This window comes from Aeromonas sobria, assembly GCF_006243315.1.
GTDB classification, from domain to species: domain Bacteria; phylum Pseudomonadota; class Gammaproteobacteria; order Enterobacterales; family Aeromonadaceae; genus Aeromonas; species Aeromonas sobria_A.
In genome coordinates this window covers 1-17,127 of the sequence record NZ_NKWE01000072.1, presented here as the reverse complement: position 1 = coordinate 17,127, position 17,127 = coordinate 1, and the positions used below count along the sequence as shown (strand labels likewise).

The 17,127-nt window shown below is 58.6% G+C and carries 18 protein-coding genes and 1 pseudogene; 14 read left to right on the top strand and 5 right to left on the bottom strand.

What is annotated here, in order from left to right; genetic code table 11:
- The first annotated feature begins 253 nt into the window (after positions 1 to 253).
- The 7 genes from dsbB (at position 254) to CF137_RS20355 (ending at position 5,571) form a co-directional block, all read left to right on the top strand.
- A complete protein-coding gene (dsbB, locus tag CF137_RS20380) occupies positions 254 to 775 on the top strand; it encodes a disulfide bond formation protein DsbB (RefSeq protein WP_101324988.1) in 522 nt (173 codons plus the stop codon).
- A 402-nt stretch (positions 776 to 1,177) separates the two neighbouring features.
- Positions 1,178 to 1,318, top strand: a complete 141-nt coding sequence (locus tag CF137_RS20375; RefSeq protein ID WP_068978465.1) for a TIGR02808 family protein — start codon at positions 1,178 to 1,180, stop codon at positions 1,316 to 1,318.
- A gap of 10 nt (positions 1,319 to 1,328) precedes the next feature.
- Complete coding sequence (locus CF137_RS22020; protein WP_139727520.1) at positions 1,329 to 1,553, top strand: hypothetical protein; 225 nt, start codon at positions 1,329 to 1,331, stop codon at positions 1,551 to 1,553.
- Positions 1,507 to 2,064, top strand: a complete 558-nt coding sequence (locus CF137_RS20370; protein ID WP_101319463.1) for a YaeQ family protein — start codon at positions 1,507 to 1,509, stop codon at positions 2,062 to 2,064. Before CF137_RS22020 ends, CF137_RS20370 begins: the two co-directional genes overlap by 47 nt.
- A gap of 12 nt (positions 2,065 to 2,076) precedes the next feature.
- Positions 2,077 to 2,961, top strand: coding sequence for an AEC family transporter (locus CF137_RS20365; protein ID WP_139693194.1), 885 nt, complete (start codon positions 2,077 to 2,079; stop codon positions 2,959 to 2,961).
- A 108-nt stretch (positions 2,962 to 3,069) separates the two neighbouring features.
- A complete protein-coding gene (locus CF137_RS20360; protein ID WP_139721290.1) occupies positions 3,070 to 3,510 on the top strand; it encodes a hypothetical protein in 441 nt (146 codons plus the stop codon).
- Positions 3,511 to 3,735: 225 nt separating this feature from the next.
- Positions 3,736 to 5,571 carry a sigma 54-interacting transcriptional regulator gene (locus CF137_RS20355; RefSeq protein ID WP_139721288.1) on the top strand — a complete coding sequence of 612 codons (1,836 nt, stop codon included), beginning with the start codon at positions 3,736 to 3,738 and terminating at the stop codon, positions 5,569 to 5,571.
- A gap of 156 nt (positions 5,572 to 5,727) precedes the next feature.
- Here the strand turns inward: CF137_RS20355 and CF137_RS20350 are convergent, their stop codons facing one another.
- Together CF137_RS20350 and dusC are read right to left on the bottom strand one after the other, a co-directional pair.
- Positions 5,728 to 6,096, bottom strand: a complete 369-nt coding sequence (locus CF137_RS20350; protein ID WP_101324574.1) for a TraR/DksA family transcriptional regulator — start codon at positions 6,094 to 6,096, stop codon at positions 5,728 to 5,730.
- 96 nt (positions 6,097 to 6,192) lie between these two features.
- Positions 6,193 to 7,137, bottom strand: a complete 945-nt coding sequence (gene dusC / locus CF137_RS20345; RefSeq protein WP_101319473.1) for a tRNA dihydrouridine(16) synthase DusC — start codon at positions 7,135 to 7,137, stop codon at positions 6,193 to 6,195.
- A gap of 119 nt (positions 7,138 to 7,256) precedes the next feature.
- Here dusC and CF137_RS20340 point away from each other — a divergent pair, with 119 nt between their 5' ends.
- From CF137_RS20340 to nfo, 6 genes are all read left to right on the top strand, one after another.
- Positions 7,257 to 7,634, top strand: coding sequence for a YbaN family protein (locus tag CF137_RS20340; protein WP_139721286.1), 378 nt, complete (start codon positions 7,257 to 7,259; stop codon positions 7,632 to 7,634).
- Positions 7,635 to 7,767: 133 nt separating this feature from the next.
- Positions 7,768 to 8,313, top strand: coding sequence for an adenine phosphoribosyltransferase (gene apt, locus CF137_RS20335; RefSeq protein WP_042024033.1), 546 nt, complete (start codon positions 7,768 to 7,770; stop codon positions 8,311 to 8,313).
- 172 nt (positions 8,314 to 8,485) lie between these two features.
- Positions 8,486 to 11,119: a DNA polymerase III subunit gamma/tau gene (gene dnaX, locus CF137_RS20330; protein WP_139721284.1), complete on the top strand. Its 2,634-nt coding sequence runs from the start codon at positions 8,486 to 8,488 to the stop codon at positions 11,117 to 11,119.
- A 114-nt stretch (positions 11,120 to 11,233) separates the two neighbouring features.
- On the top strand, positions 11,234 to 11,563 hold the full coding sequence (locus CF137_RS20325; RefSeq protein ID WP_033113565.1) for a YbaB/EbfC family nucleoid-associated protein: 330 nt from the start codon (positions 11,234 to 11,236) through the stop codon (positions 11,561 to 11,563).
- A gap of 263 nt (positions 11,564 to 11,826) precedes the next feature.
- Positions 11,827 to 12,054 carry a DUF3955 domain-containing protein gene (locus CF137_RS20320; protein ID WP_240038580.1) on the top strand — a complete coding sequence of 76 codons (228 nt, stop codon included), beginning with the start codon at positions 11,827 to 11,829 and terminating at the stop codon, positions 12,052 to 12,054.
- 125 nt (positions 12,055 to 12,179) lie between these two features.
- On the top strand, positions 12,180 to 13,022 hold the full coding sequence (gene nfo, locus CF137_RS20315; protein ID WP_139721281.1) for a deoxyribonuclease IV: 843 nt from the start codon (positions 12,180 to 12,182) through the stop codon (positions 13,020 to 13,022).
- 102 nt (positions 13,023 to 13,124) lie between these two features.
- Here the strand turns inward: nfo and CF137_RS20310 are convergent, their stop codons facing one another.
- Positions 13,125 to 14,030 carry a LysR substrate-binding domain-containing protein gene (locus tag CF137_RS20310; protein ID WP_139721279.1) on the bottom strand — a complete coding sequence of 302 codons (906 nt, stop codon included), beginning with the start codon at positions 14,028 to 14,030 and terminating at the stop codon, positions 13,125 to 13,127.
- Between the two features lie 102 nt (positions 14,031 to 14,132).
- On the opposite strand from CF137_RS20310, the gene CF137_RS20305 reads away from it, so the two are divergent.
- On the top strand, positions 14,133 to 15,125 hold the full coding sequence (locus tag CF137_RS20305) for a TDT family transporter (protein WP_139721277.1): 993 nt from the start codon (positions 14,133 to 14,135) through the stop codon (positions 15,123 to 15,125).
- A gap of 143 nt (positions 15,126 to 15,268) precedes the next feature.
- On the opposite strand, the gene CF137_RS20300 is transcribed toward CF137_RS20305, so the two are convergent.
- A complete protein-coding gene (locus CF137_RS20300; RefSeq protein ID WP_139721275.1) occupies positions 15,269 to 16,606 on the bottom strand; it encodes an IS4 family transposase in 1,338 nt (445 codons plus the stop codon).
- Between the two features lie 107 nt (positions 16,607 to 16,713).
- A pseudogene (locus CF137_RS20295) lies at positions 16,714 to 17,127 on the bottom strand (IS1595 family transposase); the annotation flags it as partial.

Sequence of the window (17,127 nt, the reverse complement as noted above, 5' to 3'; positions counted from 1 at the left end):
ACCGGCTGACTGAGCCGGTCAGACCGCTTTACAAGGGACGGCAATAGCGCGGTATCTGCTGCCTGTTGAGTGGCGAAGATGGCAACTATGCCGACTTTCCAGACGGTGACCAGAGCCATGGCCACGAGCTCAAAAATAACCCTCTCTTTGAAAAGCAGGGGGGGTCAGCAAGCTGACGCCGCGTTGGGGCTCTTTTCTTTTCGGTCATGCTCTGCTCTAATTCAGCCACTATTTTTTCTGTGAGATCAATCAGATGATCGAGTTTCTCCGCCGTTTAGCAGCCAATCGACTGGCCTGGGGGCTGCTGGCTGCCTCAGCCCTGTTCCTTGAGTTGTGCGCCCTCTTTTTCCAGCATGTATTAGGCTTGCATCCTTGCGTGATGTGCGTGTACGAGCGGCTGGCAACACTGGGTGTGCTGGCGGCCGGTCTACTCGGCATGGTGGCGCCAGAGAAGTGGTATGTTCGCTGGAGTGCCCTGCTGCTGTGGGGCTATAGCGCATTCCGTGGCCTGCAGCTGGCGCTACAGCATGTGGATTATCAGGTTAATCCCTCACCCTTTAATGTGTGCAGTCCTTATGCCGACTTTCCGAGTTGGGCACCGCTTGATCAGTGGATCCCCTGGTTGTTTATGCCACAAGGGGATTGCGCTGAAGTGACCTGGCAATTCTTGACGCTCTCCATGCCCCAGTGGCTAGTGATTAGCTTTGCTGCCTACCTGTTGGTGTTTACCGTGGTAGCCATAGGAAATCTGGTGAAAGGACGCTGCTGCAACTGATCATCACAGTCGCCTGAACACTGAAAGGGGCGCCATATCGGCTAATGCCGAGCAGGTAAGGCGCCAGTGGCCGAGCCTTGTGATGTGTAAAAATCCGAAACCCAGTAATGGGTTTCGGATTTTTTATGCGTATCGAACTATCCCCGGGTGCGCATGTTTTGCCAGACGGTGAAGCTGGCGGCTAGCCTGAAAGGGGACACGGCGGATCATCTTTGGCAAGGGCGGGTAATGGATTGAATGGTGCAAAGAGAGGGCGAAACGTTGATCCAGCGCAAATGAACCCTGCATTTATCACTTTGGTGGCATAGGACCCAACCGCTTATTGAGTTCAAATAGTGGCATCAAGAGCGGAGCCACTATCCGCCAAAAGGAACACACCTTTCACCGGATGAAGGACAGAAAATGAGTTTTCTTGAACACACCATCTGGACAGTACTGGGATATGGGGTGATGCCCTTTATCTTTCTGAGCGGATTTGTGGCGGTGGCAGTAACCTGCTGTGTGCTGCTCAATGCGTTCGGGGTACAGTCCGCCGAGAAGTGAGTCGTTTCTCATGACCGCCAAATGCCAGTCTTCGGACTGGCATTTGTTTTTTGAGTCTTTTAAAGCACTTATCTGCGCTGACGTAGGGGAAACTTTGGCTGAGATGGTCGAACCTGACCGCTATTTTGATTACACTGGCGGCCGTATTTTCCATTCACACGTTTTTACTCAGGTGTTCAAGGTTATCTATGGCGCTCAAGGCTACCGTATTCAAGGCCCAAATCAGCTTGTCTGATATGGACCGCAATGTGTATCAGGATTTTTCTCTCACGCTGGCCCGCCACCCTTCTGAAACCGATGAGCGGATGATGATCCGCCTCGCTGCCTTTGCCTGGCATGCCGCCGAACGGCTGGAGTTTACCAAAGGGCTGAGTGCTGATGATGAGCCTGAGCTCTGGCACAAGAATTACACCGACGAAATTGAACTTTGGATCGAGCTGGGGCAGCCCGACGAGAAGCGCCTCAAAAAGGCCTGCAACCGGGCCCGTCACGTGGTGCTCTATCTCTACGGCGGCCGTGGTACCGCCGTCTGGTGGAAGCAGAATCAGGGCAAACTGAGCCAGCACGACAACCTCAGCATCATCGAGCTGTCAGATAGCCAGACCTTGCCGTTGACCGCCATGGTTGAGCGTACCATGCACCTGACCTGCACCATCTCTGAAGGCCAGCTGTGGGTCAGCAATGGCACACTGGATGTGACGCTGGACCCGGTCGTGCTGATGGGCAAGCCAGCCCACGAGCTATAACGGAGTCTGGTCATGTTCAGCGCCCTGCTCAATATCGTCATTCCGGTGTTCGGGGTCGTGATGCTCGGGGCGCTGTATGGGCGATGGCGACCGGGGGCGGCGCTCGGTTACGTCAATCTGGCCAATATCGAACTGTTTACCCCGGCGCTGGTCTTCTCCGCGCTGGTCAAGTATCCGCTGGCGCTGGGGGCTCATCTGCCGCTGATTGCGGCGGGGGCGCTGGTTATTTTGTTGCCCGGTCTGCTGCTTTCCCTGCTCAGGTTCAAGGGGATTGCGCGGGCGGCGCTGATCCTGCCCGCCATGTTCCGCAATACCGGCAACCTCGGTATTCCCCTGATGGTGCTTGCCTTTGGTGAGCAGCAGTTGGGGGCCATCGTGATTCTCTTTGTGCTCTCCAACCTGCTCCACTTCTCGGTTGGCATGTTCATCCTCTCTGCCAATACCTCCCGCTGGCTCTGGTTGCGCAGTCCGGTGCTGTGGGCCGCGCTGGCTGGCTTGCTGGTGGCCAACCTGCACATCGCGCTGCCGGAGTATGTGGTGACCACGGCCTCCTTGCTTGGCCAGATCTCGGTGCCCTTGATGCTTTTTGCATTAGGCATTCGGCTGATGGAAGGGAAGCTTGATCACCTTGGTCTTGCACTCAAATGCAACCTGCTCTATCTGCTGGCGGGGGGATTGTCGCTGCTGCTGGCGATCTGGCTGTTGCCGCTCAAGACAGAGTGGATCCCGCTGTTGATGTTGTCGGTCTCGTTGCCGCCAGCCGTGCTGAATTACATGCTCTGTGAGCAGTACCACTGTCAGCCGGACAAGGTGGCCAGTATCGTGCTCGGCGGCAATGCCCTCTCGGTGCTGGTGATCCCGCTGGCGGTCTGGCTGGCGCTCCATTTGCCGAGCTGAACAACCCTGGCTCGGGGGGCCTTCTCCCGTGTTTTCGCTATTCCCTAAATGCATTAATGGCGCAGATATTGCTGTGTTCGCCGTTGAGATGAGAATGGAGAGCGAACAATGATCATTGGTGCGGCCCGATATCAATTAGTGCAACCTGCGCTGGGTGCGACCCGGACGAGTGAATATGCCGAACCGCAGCAGAAAAGTATTCAGCTTGCGGACGACAAGGTGACGTTGAATTCGAGTCGTGATGATTTTTCTGCGACCTATGAACGCCCCACGCTAGCTCGCAAGGATCCGGATCGAAGTCTGACCCAGATCGCCTGGGATAACCTGCTGGCACAGCGTATCGGGCTGAGCCGGGAAAAGCTCGATGAGCTCGAGCAGAAGAAGAAAGAGATTGAGCATAATAGCGAGCTGCCCGATGAAAAGAAGCAGCAGTTATTGGCGGATCTCGACAAGCAAAAGGAGGAGCTCATCAAGGAAGCAATCGAGCGGCGTCAGGCGCGTGGAGACGAGGAGCGGCAATCCAATCCTGACTCAGGCTCACTCAGTTGAAAAATTGCTATTGGCGGCAATGGTTTGCCTAATTCCCTGCAGGCCATTGCCGATTTCAACCCGTCATATCCTTCCCCGCCACTCAGCCAGTCCAGAGTGCTTCTATCAACGGCACTCCATTTCTTCTTTTCGTGATCCTTCCCGAAGTAGTTGCTCCTGATATCCCTTAGTATCTGGCCAGCATGACTCCCCTTAGAGGGAGCTCAATAAGAGAAGGAATGATGGATGAGCTCCGTGAGCAACCAATGTCTGTTGATGCAGATCCAGCCGACCATCTTGCGTTTTGCCAAGATGCTGGCGAGTGTGCTGCAGCTTGAGGTCGAGATTGTGGATGCCGATATGGTGCGGGTGGCTGGCACCGGGCCCTATGGCAAGTTCTTCGGACGTCAGCTGGAGGGGGATTCCCGCTTGCTGCGCTATGTGATTGATAACCAGCGGGAGAAGATCGTTACCCACACCAGCGATGATCCTGTGTGTGACGGCTGTACCTGCAAGGAGAGCTGCCGTGAGCGCGCCTTTCTCGGGGTGCCGATCATGGTGGATGAGCGCTGCATCGGGGTGATCAGTCTGGTGGCCTTCAATGCCGAGCAGCAGGCCCGCCTCAACAACAATTTGCAGGATGTGTGCGACTATGTGCGCCACATCTCCACCATCTTTGTGGCCAAGCTGCTCGATTCGCGCGGGCTGTCGGACGGGGTCAACAAGGTGTTCCTCAACCTGATGACCAACATGGATCAGGGTTGCCTGCTGCTCGATGACAAGAGTCAGCTGCTCTACGCCAACGAGGCGGCGCTCCATCACCTGGGCTGCCAGCAGGAGCAACTGCAGGGGCGCGAGCTGGGGATCCGCCCACTCACCTTCTCCCAGCAGGGACTGAGCGGCCATCTGCAGCACATCATCACCTTCGAAGATCGTCAGGAGCTGATCATCGGCCAACTGCACCATGTGCAGGGCCAGCAGCTGTTTCTGATGGCGTTTCACCAGTCCCACTCCGGTCTGCTTCAGGAGCCGGATCCGGATACGCGGATTGATCAGCTCATCGGCGAGAGCAAGGCGATCCGCACTCTCAAGCGGCTGCTGCACCGCATCGCCCAGAGTCCCTCCAGCGTGCTTATTTGCGGTGAGAGCGGCACCGGTAAAGAGGTGGTGGCCCGCGCGGTCCACCGCCTGAGTCCGCGTCAGGACAAGCCATTCATCGCCATCAACTGCGCCGCCATTCCCGAACAACTGCTGGAGAGCGAGCTGTTTGGCTACGTCAAAGGATCGTTTACCGGTGCCTCCAGCGGCGGCAAGCAGGGTCTTATTCAGGCGGCTCATCAGGGCACCCTGTTCCTCGACGAGATCGGCGACATGCCGCTCACCATGCAGGCCAAGCTGCTGCGGGTGCTGGAACTGCGGGAGGTGACCCCCATCGGAGCCAGCCGACCGGTGCCGGTGGATATTCGCATCATTGCCGCCACCCATCAGCATCTTGAGCAGTGCATCGCCGAAGGAAAGTTTCGCGAAGATCTGTTTTATCGCATCAACGTCATCCCTCTCAATCTGCCGCCGCTGCGGGAGCGGGAAGGGGACGTGGAGCTGCTGACCCACTACTTCCTCAACCGCCACACTAGCCGGATCGGCATCGTCTATCCCGGTTTGGCGCCCGAGGTAATGGCGCTGCTCAAAGGGTATCGCTGGCCGGGCAACGTGCGCGAGCTTAGCAACCTCATCGAATATCTGGTCAACGTCAGTCAGGCGGGCGAGGTGATCGACGCCAGTCTGCTGCCACCTAATATCATCCGCAATCAAGAGCCCCATCCCGTGATGGCCCAGTCGCTCCCGCTGACCAATCTGAATGCGGCATTCAATGTGCCTGCTGCCGCCCCGCTTGCTGCCATGCCGGAGAAGCTGCCGGAACCCGTTCCGGGTGAGAGCGGCCTTGAGAGCATGGAGAAACAGATGATTGAAGAGACCCTGCAGCGGCTTGGCAACAAGAAACTGGCCGCTCAGGCACTGGGGATTGGGATTGCCACCCTCTATCGCAAGATAAAGAAGTACGAGATTGCCGTGCAGGCCTGATGGTCCGGCAGCGTGAATTTGGCCCGTGTCATGTTAGTGATGACACGGGCTTTTTCTTGGTGTTCGGGGTGACCGGCCATGGCCTGCGTTAGGGGGACGCGCTTTTTTGCCAGAGCAACAGATTCGATGAAGGCTGACCGCAGAGCATGGTGCTCTTTAGAGTTCGTGGGCGTGGAATCCCTTGCGATAGCGGGTTTCGCAGCGTGGGCAGCGTTGCAGGGTTGGATCCTGCTCCAGCTGTTCGATGGCCAGTTGTTCTTCACAATCGGAGCAGAGGCCATAGAGGCCGAGATCCATCTGGCAGAGTGCCGCGTCGATCCGCTTGAGCCGTACCACGCTCAACTCGACCTTGGGCAGATCCAGCCGACTGGTGAGTTCAACCAGCTGATCGGGTTCGCAGTGATCCACCTTTTCTGCCCAATCGTCACGGCGAGAGGCTTTGAGCTGACCGATCAGCGTTTCTCGTACTTGTGCCCAGTCGAACAGCAGGCGATTACGCCAGACAGCCAACTGTGCTTGCGTCATTTCACACACATTATCCCCCAGAGACAAACCACAGATGCGAGGCAGTATAGGGATCCGATAACTCTATCAGGATGATATGCGTCAAGTTAAACGTGGTTAGCCATGGCTTTTGGCTGCTTGCAGCAGGGCATCCCGGATAGGAGCCGTCTCTTTGAGCACCCGCAGATCCTGAAATAACAGATCCGCTTCGGGATATTCCCGTTTGAGATAGCTGAACCACTGCTTGATGCGGCTGGGGTAGTAGTCAGCTTTTTCGCTGGCGAGATCTTGCTCGGTGTAGCTCACCATCAGCTGCAGCACTTCGGCCCAGCTCATGTGCGGGCAGCCGGTTTTCATCACGTTGGCCAGATTGGGCAAGGAGATAGCACCACGCCCGACCATCAGGGCATCGCAACCGGAGACGCTGGCGCAGGCGAGGGCATCTTTATGATCCCAGATCTCGCCGTTGGCGGTGACGGGAATGGGCAGGGCGCGGCGGATGGCGTCTACATACTCCCAGTGAGCAGGGGCCTTGTACCCTTCACGCTTGGTGCGGGCATGGACGGCCAGCTCGTTGGCGCCCCCCTGAAAGACCGCCTGGGCGTTCTCCAGATAGAGCTCCTTGTCATCGTAACCGAGGCGGATCTTGGCGCTCACCGGCAGGTGGGCGGGCACCGCCTCGCGCACCGCCTTGACGATGCGATAGATGGTCTCGGGCTCTTTGAGCAGCACGGCGCCACCCTTGCTTTTATTGACCGTGGGGGCGGGGCAGCCGAAGTTGAGATCAACGCCGGGGGAGCCCAGCTCAATGGCGCGCACGGCGTTCTCGGCCAGCCACTCTGGGTGTTGCCCCAGCAGTTGCACCCGTACCGGGGTGCCTGCACGGGTCTTGCCATCCTGCTTGAGCTCGGGGCAGAGGCGGTAGAACACCTTGGCAGGCAGCAGCTGATCGACCACCCGAATAAACTCGCTCACGCAGAGATCGTACTCATTGACGGAGGTGAGTACCTCCCGCATCAGGTGATCCAGCACCCCCTGCATGGGGGCCAAAATTACGCGCATAACTGCTTCCGAAGAGAAGGGTAAAAAAGAGCGCAGATTGTAGTGGGATTGATGCCCGCTGTCAGCTATCACCCAAATGCTGTTACGCTATGAGAAGACCCATAAAGCGAGGTTCGGCAGTGAAGCGTTGGTTTTTGATGGCTCTCGGGTGGTTGGCATTTGCCACCGGTATCGTTGGTATTGTGTTGCCGCTACTGCCGACCACCCCCTTTATGTTGCTGGCTGCCGCCCTGTTTGCCCGCTCATCCCCGCGTTTTCATCGCTGGTTGCTGACCCACCGCTGGTTCGGTCCGCCCATTGTGGATTGGCAGCAATATCGCGGCATTCGGCGCCATGCCCGGCGACGCGCCATTATCTTCATTTTGCTCACCTTTTCGGTATCGCTGGCGGTGGTACCCCTGCTGTGGGCCAAGGGGCTGCTGGTGGTCATAATGGTGATCCTGCTCACCTGGTTAATGCGTCTGCCGGTGCTGGAGCCGGTTGCAATGGAGAAGTGAAGTCCCTAAGCTATTGCTGCAATAATGCTATGGAGTCGGCCTGTCATTTTTGCGTGACAGGCTTTTTTATTTCCCGCAGAAGGGAATTGAGAAAAATGGCCACCCCTGGGTCAAAAAAATAAGCGGTCAACACATGAATCCGGAAACCCTGAAGTTTATTGAAGCGAGCATCAAGACCATTCCCGACTATCCGAAGCCGGGCATTTTGTTTCGCGACATCACCAGCCTGATCGAGAATGCAGAGGCTTTCAAAGCCACCATCGATCTGCTGGCAGAGCATTACCGTGGTCAAGGGATCACCAAAATTGTCGGCACCGAGGCCCGTGGCTTCATTTTCGGTGCACCAGTTGCCTTCGCCATGGGACTGGGCTTCGTGCCGGTACGCAAACCGGGCAAGCTGCCGCGCGCAGTGATCGAGGAGTCCTATGCCCTCGAGTACGGTACCGACACCCTGCAATTGCACACCGATGCCATCGTGCCCGGTGACAAGGTGCTGGTGGTTGACGATCTGCTGGCGACCGGCGGCACCGTCGATGCGACCGTCAAGCTGATCCGCCGTGCCGGTGGTGACGTGGCTGACGCTGCGTTCATTATCTCCCTGCCGTCTCTGGGTGGTGATGCTCGTTTGACCGCTGCAGGCATCAAGGTGCTTTCACTGGTCGAATTGGCTGGCGAGTAATGCCTCTTCGGCCCGATCCTCTGCATCGGGCCTGCGTTGAACCGGTGCCCTTGCGGGCATCGGTTTGAAAATCAAGCGATCCCTCCGACCCTGACCGATAGCCGATACAGCCCGCTCGCCATTTGTGTTAGCATCCGGCCTCAATGCCCTGTCTTCCCTGCATGATGGATTTATGAGCTATCAGGTTCTGGCGCGTAAATGGCGCCCCCATACGTTTGAACAAGTGGTAGGCCAGCACCATGTGCTGACCGCCTTGACCAACGCCCTGGATCAGGGACGGCTGCATCACGCCTATCTGCTGAGCGGTACCCGCGGGGTCGGCAAAACCACCATCGCCCGCATTCTGGCCAAGAGCCTCAACTGCGAGCAGGGGATCAGCAGCCACCCGTGCGGCGTCTGCGATACCTGCCGCGAGATCGATCAGGGCAACTTTGTCGACCTGCTGGAGATTGACGCGGCGTCCCGCACCAAGGTGGAAGATACCCGCGAGCTGCTCGACAACGTGCAGTACCGGCCGGCCCGTGGCCGCTTCAAGGTCTACCTCATCGATGAAGTGCACATGTTGTCGCGCCACAGCTTCAACGCGCTGCTGAAAACCCTGGAAGAGCCGCCCCCCTATGTGAAGTTTCTGCTGGCCACCACGGATCCGCAGAAGCTGCCGATTACCATCCTCTCACGCTGCCTGCAGTTTCATCTGAAGAGTCTGGATCAGACCCAGATCGCCAAGCAGCTCGAATGGGTGCTGGATCAGGAGGGTCAGCCCTTCGAGCCGCGCGCTCTGCTGGCACTGGCCAAAGCCGCCGACGGCAGTATGCGCGATGCCCTGAGCCTGACCGATCAGGCGCTGGCCCACGGCAACGGCAGCGTGCGCCTCGAGAGCGTGCTGGCGATGCTGGGGACGCTCGATCACCGCCACCTGCACCAGCTGCTGGAAGCCATTTTGCGGCAAGATGCCCCCGCGACCATGGCCAAGATCACCGAGATTGCCACCCTGGGCCCTGATTTTGATCAGCTCCACGCCGAGCTGGAAGGCTTGCTCCATCGCATCGCCATGGCTCAGCTGCTGCCTGCCAGCGTGCAAGAGCAGGGGGCGGATGCCGATTCCCTGCTGCAACTGGCCAAGGCGATGAGCCCGGAAGAGGTGCAGCTCTGCTACCAGATTGTGCTGGGTGGTCGTAAAGATCTGCCCTGGGCCCCCGATGGCCGTACCGCGCTGGAGATGACCTGCCTGCGGATGCTCGCCTTCTCGCCAAGGCGCGATGCCCTGCATCCGGCCAGCCTCACCGCGCTGCCCCCGTCCATGACGAGCAGTGCGGCGAGCAGCGCCACGCCGCTAGCCTCCTTGCCGGGAAAGCGCCCGGCCGCTGAATCGGCCGCACTGGCACCGATCAGCGGCGCCGTACCCGCACCGTTAGCCAGTCCTCCCGTTGCCAATACGTCGGTTGCCAACACCGCTGCGCCAGCGGCTGATGCCGCCCTGCCTACGATGGCATCCACGATGATGGATGACATCGGCAACCCCGCCGACAGCGAGGAGGCGGTACAAACCGCCGAGCTGTTTAGCCAGCAGGATGAGCTGCTACGCGAAGCCGCGGGCATGGGGTATCAACCCGAGCCCGCGCTGCCAAATGCGCAGCCCGATGTGCCTGCGCACACAGCCGCACAAGCCGCAGATGATGGCGCGCCTGCTGCAGCCGATGCGGACTATTCCGGTGGCGAGCCGCTGACCGCCGCCTTCGAGCCTGCAGCCGAGCCCTTGCTCGCACCGACAGCCGAGCCGGTCGCCGCTGCTGAAGCCGTGTCTGCGGTGTCGAGCATGCAGAGCCTGCTTGGCAAGCGAAACATGCTGCGCAGCCGCCAGCGTGGTCAGGATGCCCTGGCGGCGCCCGCGCCGCGTGCGGTACCGGTTGCGCCAGCGCGCCCTGTCGCGCCCGCCGCCGCACCGGTTGTCACCCAGCCGCTTGCCCCTGTCAGCCAACCGGTCGGGCAGGGGATGGCAGCGATGGGTCACTATGATGATCTGCCGCCGCTGGATCTCTATGGCGACGGTGATGAGCTGCAGGGTGACAACGGGGAATACGAAGAGTACCTCAATCAGGGCTTTGCGGAGCAGGCTCCGGCCATGAGTCATGCCCCCGTCACGGCACCGGCTCAGCCAACCGATCTGCCTCCTTGGGATCTGGAGGGGCAGCCGAGCTATCGGCCCGGTGAGCGCGCCGCCGTGGCTCCTGTTGTAGCGCCCGCCTCAGCGCCGCAGTCTGTTGCTGCTGTGCCGGTAGCCGCTATGGTGAGCGCCCCGGTGGTGGAGCGCCTCCCATCTCAACCGGTGCTGGAGACCATCGACTGGGATGAGATTGAGAGCGACGAGGAACCGCAAGAGGGTGAAGTGAGCCGCCTGATGCCCTCATCCCTGCTCAACAACTGCGGTGATGCCTGGTCCGAACTGATTGCTCATACCCAGGTGGGGGGGCGACTGCGCCAGCTTGCCATCAATTCGGTGATGAAACAGGAAGGGGATCGGGTGCTGCTGACCCTCAAACCTGAGCAGCGCCATCTGGTGAGTGATAAGGCGCGCGCCGATCTGGCGGAGATCATCGGCCCGGCACTCGGGCAACCGGTGCAGGTGGAGGTGACCCTCGGCGTGGTGCCAGATCAGGAAACGCCCCTTGAGATCGAACACCGCCTCTATATTGGGGTGCGCGAGCAGGTCGCGCGGGATCTGGATCAGGATCCTAACGTGCAGTTTTTAGTTCAGCGGTTTGGTGCCGTGCTCCACCACGAGAGCATCGAGCCCCTCAACCGCTAAATTCCGTGGCTGGGAGTTCGCTCCCGGTTGAAAAGCAGTTTGGCTGTCCCCATCTAGGACAGACAAGCCCACAGCCCGGCGCTGGATGCCGGATTTCAAGACGAGAGACGACATATGTTTGGTAAAGGTGGAATGGGGAACCTGATGAAACAGGCCCAACAGATGCAAGAGCGCATGCAGAAGGCGCAAGAGCAACTGGCGCAGATGGAAGTGACCGGTGAAGCCGGCGCAGGTATGGTCAAGGTCACCATGACCGGTAGCCACAGCGTCCGTCGTATCGAGATCGATCCTTCGCTGATGGAAGATGACAAGGAGCTGCTGGAAGATCTGGTTGCCGCCGCTTGCAACGATGCCGTACGTCGTGTGGAAGAGCAGAACAAGACCAAGATGGGTGAATTGACCGGCGGCATGCAGTTGCCACCTGGCTTCAAGATGCCCTTCTAAGGCGCCTCTCTTCGCGCATTCTTGATCCCTTTGTGCAGGCCGTTCGGGCCAACTTAAGAGGGATGGCAGAGAGACAAAAAACGCAGTTGCTATCGCCCAGGTGATGCAGCTGCGTTTTTATTTGTGCCTCGTATCTGTCTGATCGGCCTGCTTTGCATCACATACCGGCGACCTTGCCGGAAAACCTATCCACTTCATGTTCTCTTCACATCGGGGTGGAGAATGGGTGACTCGTTCAAGATGAAACAAAGGTGTGCGCGATAATGATGACCATGATGATGCGTATCGGGGCCGTGCTGGCCGCCATGGGATTGGCCTGTTTTGTGGCCTTTGAGCTGATTGGCTCGACGGTCGATGAGAATGGCACTTTGCATGAACCTTTCGGATTGATCCCCATCGGTTTTCTGTTTGTAGCCCTGGGGGGCTTGCTGACGTTGCCGGGATTGATCCGCACGCTTGTGGGTCGCTGTCGCCACCGGGCGAGCAAATAGCGCCATGGCCCGCTGCACCTCGGGGAAGGCCGCCGCTATTTGTCGATACCCGCTATCGGATATCCCGGTTTGGCGTGGGCGGGCGGGATCGGCATAATGGCGGCTTGCCGTATTGAGGAGATTGTATGAAATATATCGGAGCCCACGTTAGTGCGGCCGGCGGGGTGGAGAATGCCATCGCCCGCGCCCAGGCCATCGGGGCCAACGCGTTTGCCCTCTTTACCAAAAATCAGCGTCAGTGGCAGGCGGCCCCTTTGTCGGATGCCACTATTAGTGCCTTCAAGGCGGCCTGTGACAAGGCCGGTTTTCTGCCACAGCAGATCCTGCCCCACGACAGTTACCTGATCAATCTGGGCCATCCTGATCCTGATGGTCTGGCCAAATCCCGCGATGCGTTTCTCGATGAGATGAAACGCTGCGAGCAACTGGGGCTCTGTTATCTCAATTTCCACCCTGGCAGTCATCTCAAGCAAATTCCCGAAGCGGCCAGCCTCAAACTGGTGAGCGAGTCGATCAACTGGGCGCTGGAGCGCAGTACCGGGGTGACGGCGGTGATCGAGAACACCGCCGGGCAGGGAACCAACCTCGGCTGGTCGTTCGAGCACCTCGCCACCCTCATCGAGGGGGTGGAGGACAAGAGCCGGATCGGGATCTGTTTCGATACCTGCCACGCCTTTGCCGCTGGCTACGATCTGCGCACTGCCGAGAGCTGCGCCGCTGTGTTTGCCGAGTTCGACTGCACGGTGGGTTTCCAGTATCTCAAGGGGATGCATATCAACGGCGCCAAGTGCACCTTCGGCAGCCGGGTCGATCGCCACCACAGCCTGCGGGAGGGCAATCTGGGGGAGGCAGTCTTCCACCACATCATGAACGATGATCGCTTTGATCGCATACCGCTGATCCTCGAGACCATTGACGAGTCCATCTGGGGCGAGGAGATCAGCTGGTTGCGCAGTCTGGCGAAGTGATCGTCAGCGAGCGGATCAAAGAGAGGGAGCCGTGGCTCCCTCTCTGCGTTTTGCTTTTCCGCCATTGGCATGTTGGTCTGCCAGCGGCGTTCTGGCCATAGGTTACTTCGCGCTGATCACCTCGGCATCGTTCACCTGAGCCCGGCAGAAGTGGATAAAGTGGCGCAGGGAGGCGGAGTGATACTTCTGTTTGTGCCAGATCAGGGAGAGCTGGCGCGGGAAGCTGCGGGTGAGGGGCAGGGCCACCAGCCGACCATCCTTGAGCCGATCAGAGACCGCCAGCCGGGAGATGAAGGAGATCCCCAGCCCCTTCTCCACGGCCAGCATCACCGCCTCCAGAGTATTTAGCTCAAGCCCCGCCTGCCAGTTGGGCAGCTCTGGCTGCACCTGCTGGATAAACTGCTCGCGGCTACCCGATTGGGGTTCACGCAGTACCCAGGTTTCGCCGCCCAGTCGGGCGAGGGGGATCGCCACCTGATTGGCGAGGGGATGGCCGGGCTGGGCCACCACCAGCATCTCATCTTGCAGCCAGTGCTCGCTGATGAGGTCGGGGTGGTGGTTTTCCCCTTCGATCAGTGCCAGATCCAGTTCGAAGTTGGCCAGCGCATGGCAAAGCAGGTGGGTGTTGGTGATGGTCACCTTGGGGGGCAGCCCCAGCTCCTGTTTGCTGGTGGCGAGCAGGGTCGGCAGCAGATAGTTGCCAATGGTCTGGCTGGCGCCAAGGCGTAGCTGACCGCTCGGCTCGGCATCGGGACTGAACAGGTTCTCGATATCCTGGATCCGGGTCAGCAGCTCTTCGGCTGCCGGTTGTAGCAGCCGCCCTTCGTTGTTGAGCTGCAATCTGGGGTGGATGCGGTCAAACAGCGGGGTGGCGAGCTGGCGCTCCAGCTCCTGCAATGACTGGGAGACGGCCCCTTTACTCAGGAATAGCTCGTTGGCGGCAAGACCTAGGTTGCCGTAGCGGGCGATGGTGGCGAACACTTTTAACTGCTGCAGGGTCAGCTTCATGGTGTTTGGTATTCCTGAATGATTGATTTAATTCATTTAGATATCGTAAACGATAAGGGGCCATTATCCTATCGCCATAGTCATCAATAGAAAGGTGTCATCATGATCGCAAGAACCCGTAAATCTCTGGCTGCCGCCCCGACTCCCATGGCGGGTCTGGCGCTGGGCATCGCCAGTCTCGGCTGGTGTTGGGAGAATGCCGGTCACTTCGATGGCCGGATGCAACTGCTGGGTGCTGCCATTGCTGCCGTGCTGCTGGTGATCCTGACCTTCAAGTTTCTGGTCCACCCGCGTTTGCTGTTGCAGGATCTCGCTCACCCCGTGGTGGGCAGCGTGGTGCCGACCTATGCCATGGGCACCATGGTGGTCTCGAAAGCGTTGGGTATGATTGCGCCGCAAGCGGGCGAGGCCCTCTGGCTGTTTGCCGTGGTGGTTCACCTGTTGTTCCTGGCCACCTTTATCTGGCATCGCGCCAAAGAGTTTGAAATCCACCACATGGTGCCGAGCTGGTTCGTACCGCCGGTGGGGATCATAGTGGCTGATGTTGCCTTCCCGGGCGGTCAGTTTGCCCCGCTGGCCAACGGCCTGCTCTGGTTCGGGATCATCTGTTACGGTCTGATGCTGCCGCTGATGCTCTATCGCCTGATCTTCAGCCATGAAGTGCCGGATGCGGCCAAACCGACCATCGCCATTCTGGCGGCCCCTGCCAGTCTCTCACTGGCTGGTTACCTGACCGTCAGCCATGAGCCGTCACTGCTGCTGGTGGCCGTGCTGCTGGGGATCGCTCTGCTGATGACCGGTATTATCTATCTGGCCTTCATCAAGCTGCTGCGTCTGCCCTTTTCACCGGGTTATGCCGCCTTTACCTTCCCGCTGGTGATTGGTGCCACCGCCCTGTTCAAAGTGGCCCATCTGGTTGAAGGCTTCGAGCAAGCTGCCCACTATGTGGAGCAGATCAGACTGTTGGCTCACTTCGAGCTGGGGGTTGCTACCGTCATCGTCGGTTATGTGGCGCTGCGTTATCTGATGTTTTTTCTGCCCCAGCGCGACAGCGCAATGAACAACGGCATGGCCCGCCAGGGTGCTCACCGTTAAATCTGAAATGGTGAAAGCGGGAAATGGTTAAGCAGTGCGCTCAGAGAGCGACGGGATAAGCGACCAGTCATATGATGGATGGACAAAGAGCCACCACCCTGGTTGTGTAACGAGCAAAATGCCCCGCAGTGCGGCAATGCTGTTCACTTAAGCGGAGCCGCATTGCGATCTACTGGAAAGCGAGTCTTTGATATCTTCACCGCCCAGGGTCTCGATGGCCTAGGGCGTTTTTCTATGAACATGACGCCTATGCTGCCCCGCAACTCCGCCAACCTCCGCGGCGTATGCACTGGCGATAACGCGCCCGCCATCACCGCCATCTGGTTCGCTATGAACTGGCAGGCAAACTTGAAGCTCACCTCATTGGGCGCTCGCTGATGGGCTACCGCTGCCTGGCTCGCCTCCCGCCTGACCAGATTGTATCCAAGCAACAATCCCCACAGCTCCTGATAGACCAAGTCCACTTTCTTGCTTCTCAGCGTGATGGCATTGTGCTGCATCGCGCTTTTGATATCCCGGTATCCCAGCTCGATTTCCCAGCGCTCGTGGTACAGGGTCGCCACCTGCGCTGCGCTGAATCGTGCCACGGGCAGGGAGGTAAAGACCGTTTTCTCCTTGCCAGTCACCTCATAGGTCACTGCGCGAACTTGCCAGTGCGTCGGCAACGCCGGGTTTTTCTTGCGGGCCTGAGGCGAGACCTTCATTTGCAACAGACGGTCACCGTCGCCATAGCGCTCAAGTTCCGTGTATACCAGCCCCTTGCGCTCCGGGATAAGCCAGTGACGGTCGGTCTCTTCGGCCTGAATACGCAGCAACAGGTCGGCACCGAAGAAGCCTTTATCCAGCAGGGTCACCGAATTGTCCGGCAATGATTGAATGAACTCGCTGGCCAGGGGGATTTCCCCTTTGCGGTACGGGCTGATGGCTGCATTGGCAATGACATGTGAGCGGACATTCATCAGCGTGACCAACCGCAGCATCGGGTAGGGTGTCTGCCGGTTGGTTGAGGTGTTACCTGAGCCGAAGTGTGCTCTGAGTTCAGGCATATCCTGGGTTCTGAACAGGGCACCATCGATGGCAAAGACCTGTAAACCGTGCCACTGGTCTTCAGGATAACGTTCCCGCCCCCACACATCGGCACACTGCTTGAACAGCCACTCCAGCGGCTGTTTGCCGAGTCGCTGACGGGCTTGAGAGAGGGCACTGTCCGCGAGCAGGAGGTCATTGGCCAACCCTTCGGCACAGATGTTGAGGCGCCGAGCGACCTCGGAGATGGGCTCATTGCGGAAAAAAGCCATCCCCACGACGAGCCACAAGACCATATCAGAAGGCAAGCGGCGTCGGCGGATAGTGGCCTTTTCAGACAAGGCGGCAGCGGCACGGATCCATTCGTCGGGAATATGGTCGGCAAAAATGGCCAACCGGGCCAGCATGTCGCCAGATGCCTCAATAACGTCGTTCAGGTCGTTTGCAATAGACATAAAAAAATCCGGAACCAATGACTAGTTCCGGATTTTCCTACAACAGAAGGATCGGTCAATGGATCCTTAACTGATCAGCATTGCCGCAGAACGGGGCATTTTTTAGGCTATGTCCCAATTACGTGTTGCATGGGGTGCCCCAGCGCCTCATGCAGACACGCTTTGATATTCACTCCCTTCCCGTAACGCTCCAGCATCCTGCGCCAACCCAGATAATTCCTCAGATAATGAGTTGCCACGCCATGAAAGCGCACCATCCATTCTTTCAATCGATGGTGATATCCGTTTACATGTGGAATGTGGAATGTGGAATGTGGAATGCTCCTACCACCCGCTCACCCTGACGATTGCGCACTACTTGATGAGTCACGCCCTGCACTTTACTGAAACTGGCATACACGCCCGCGCCATCGCTACACAGCACAGCATCTGGCGAGACAAGGGGCTTCAAGACCGCGATAACCGTTTCGGCATTCATCTGCTCTAACTGAAAATCCGCATGATGGCCAGCACGGTCTTGC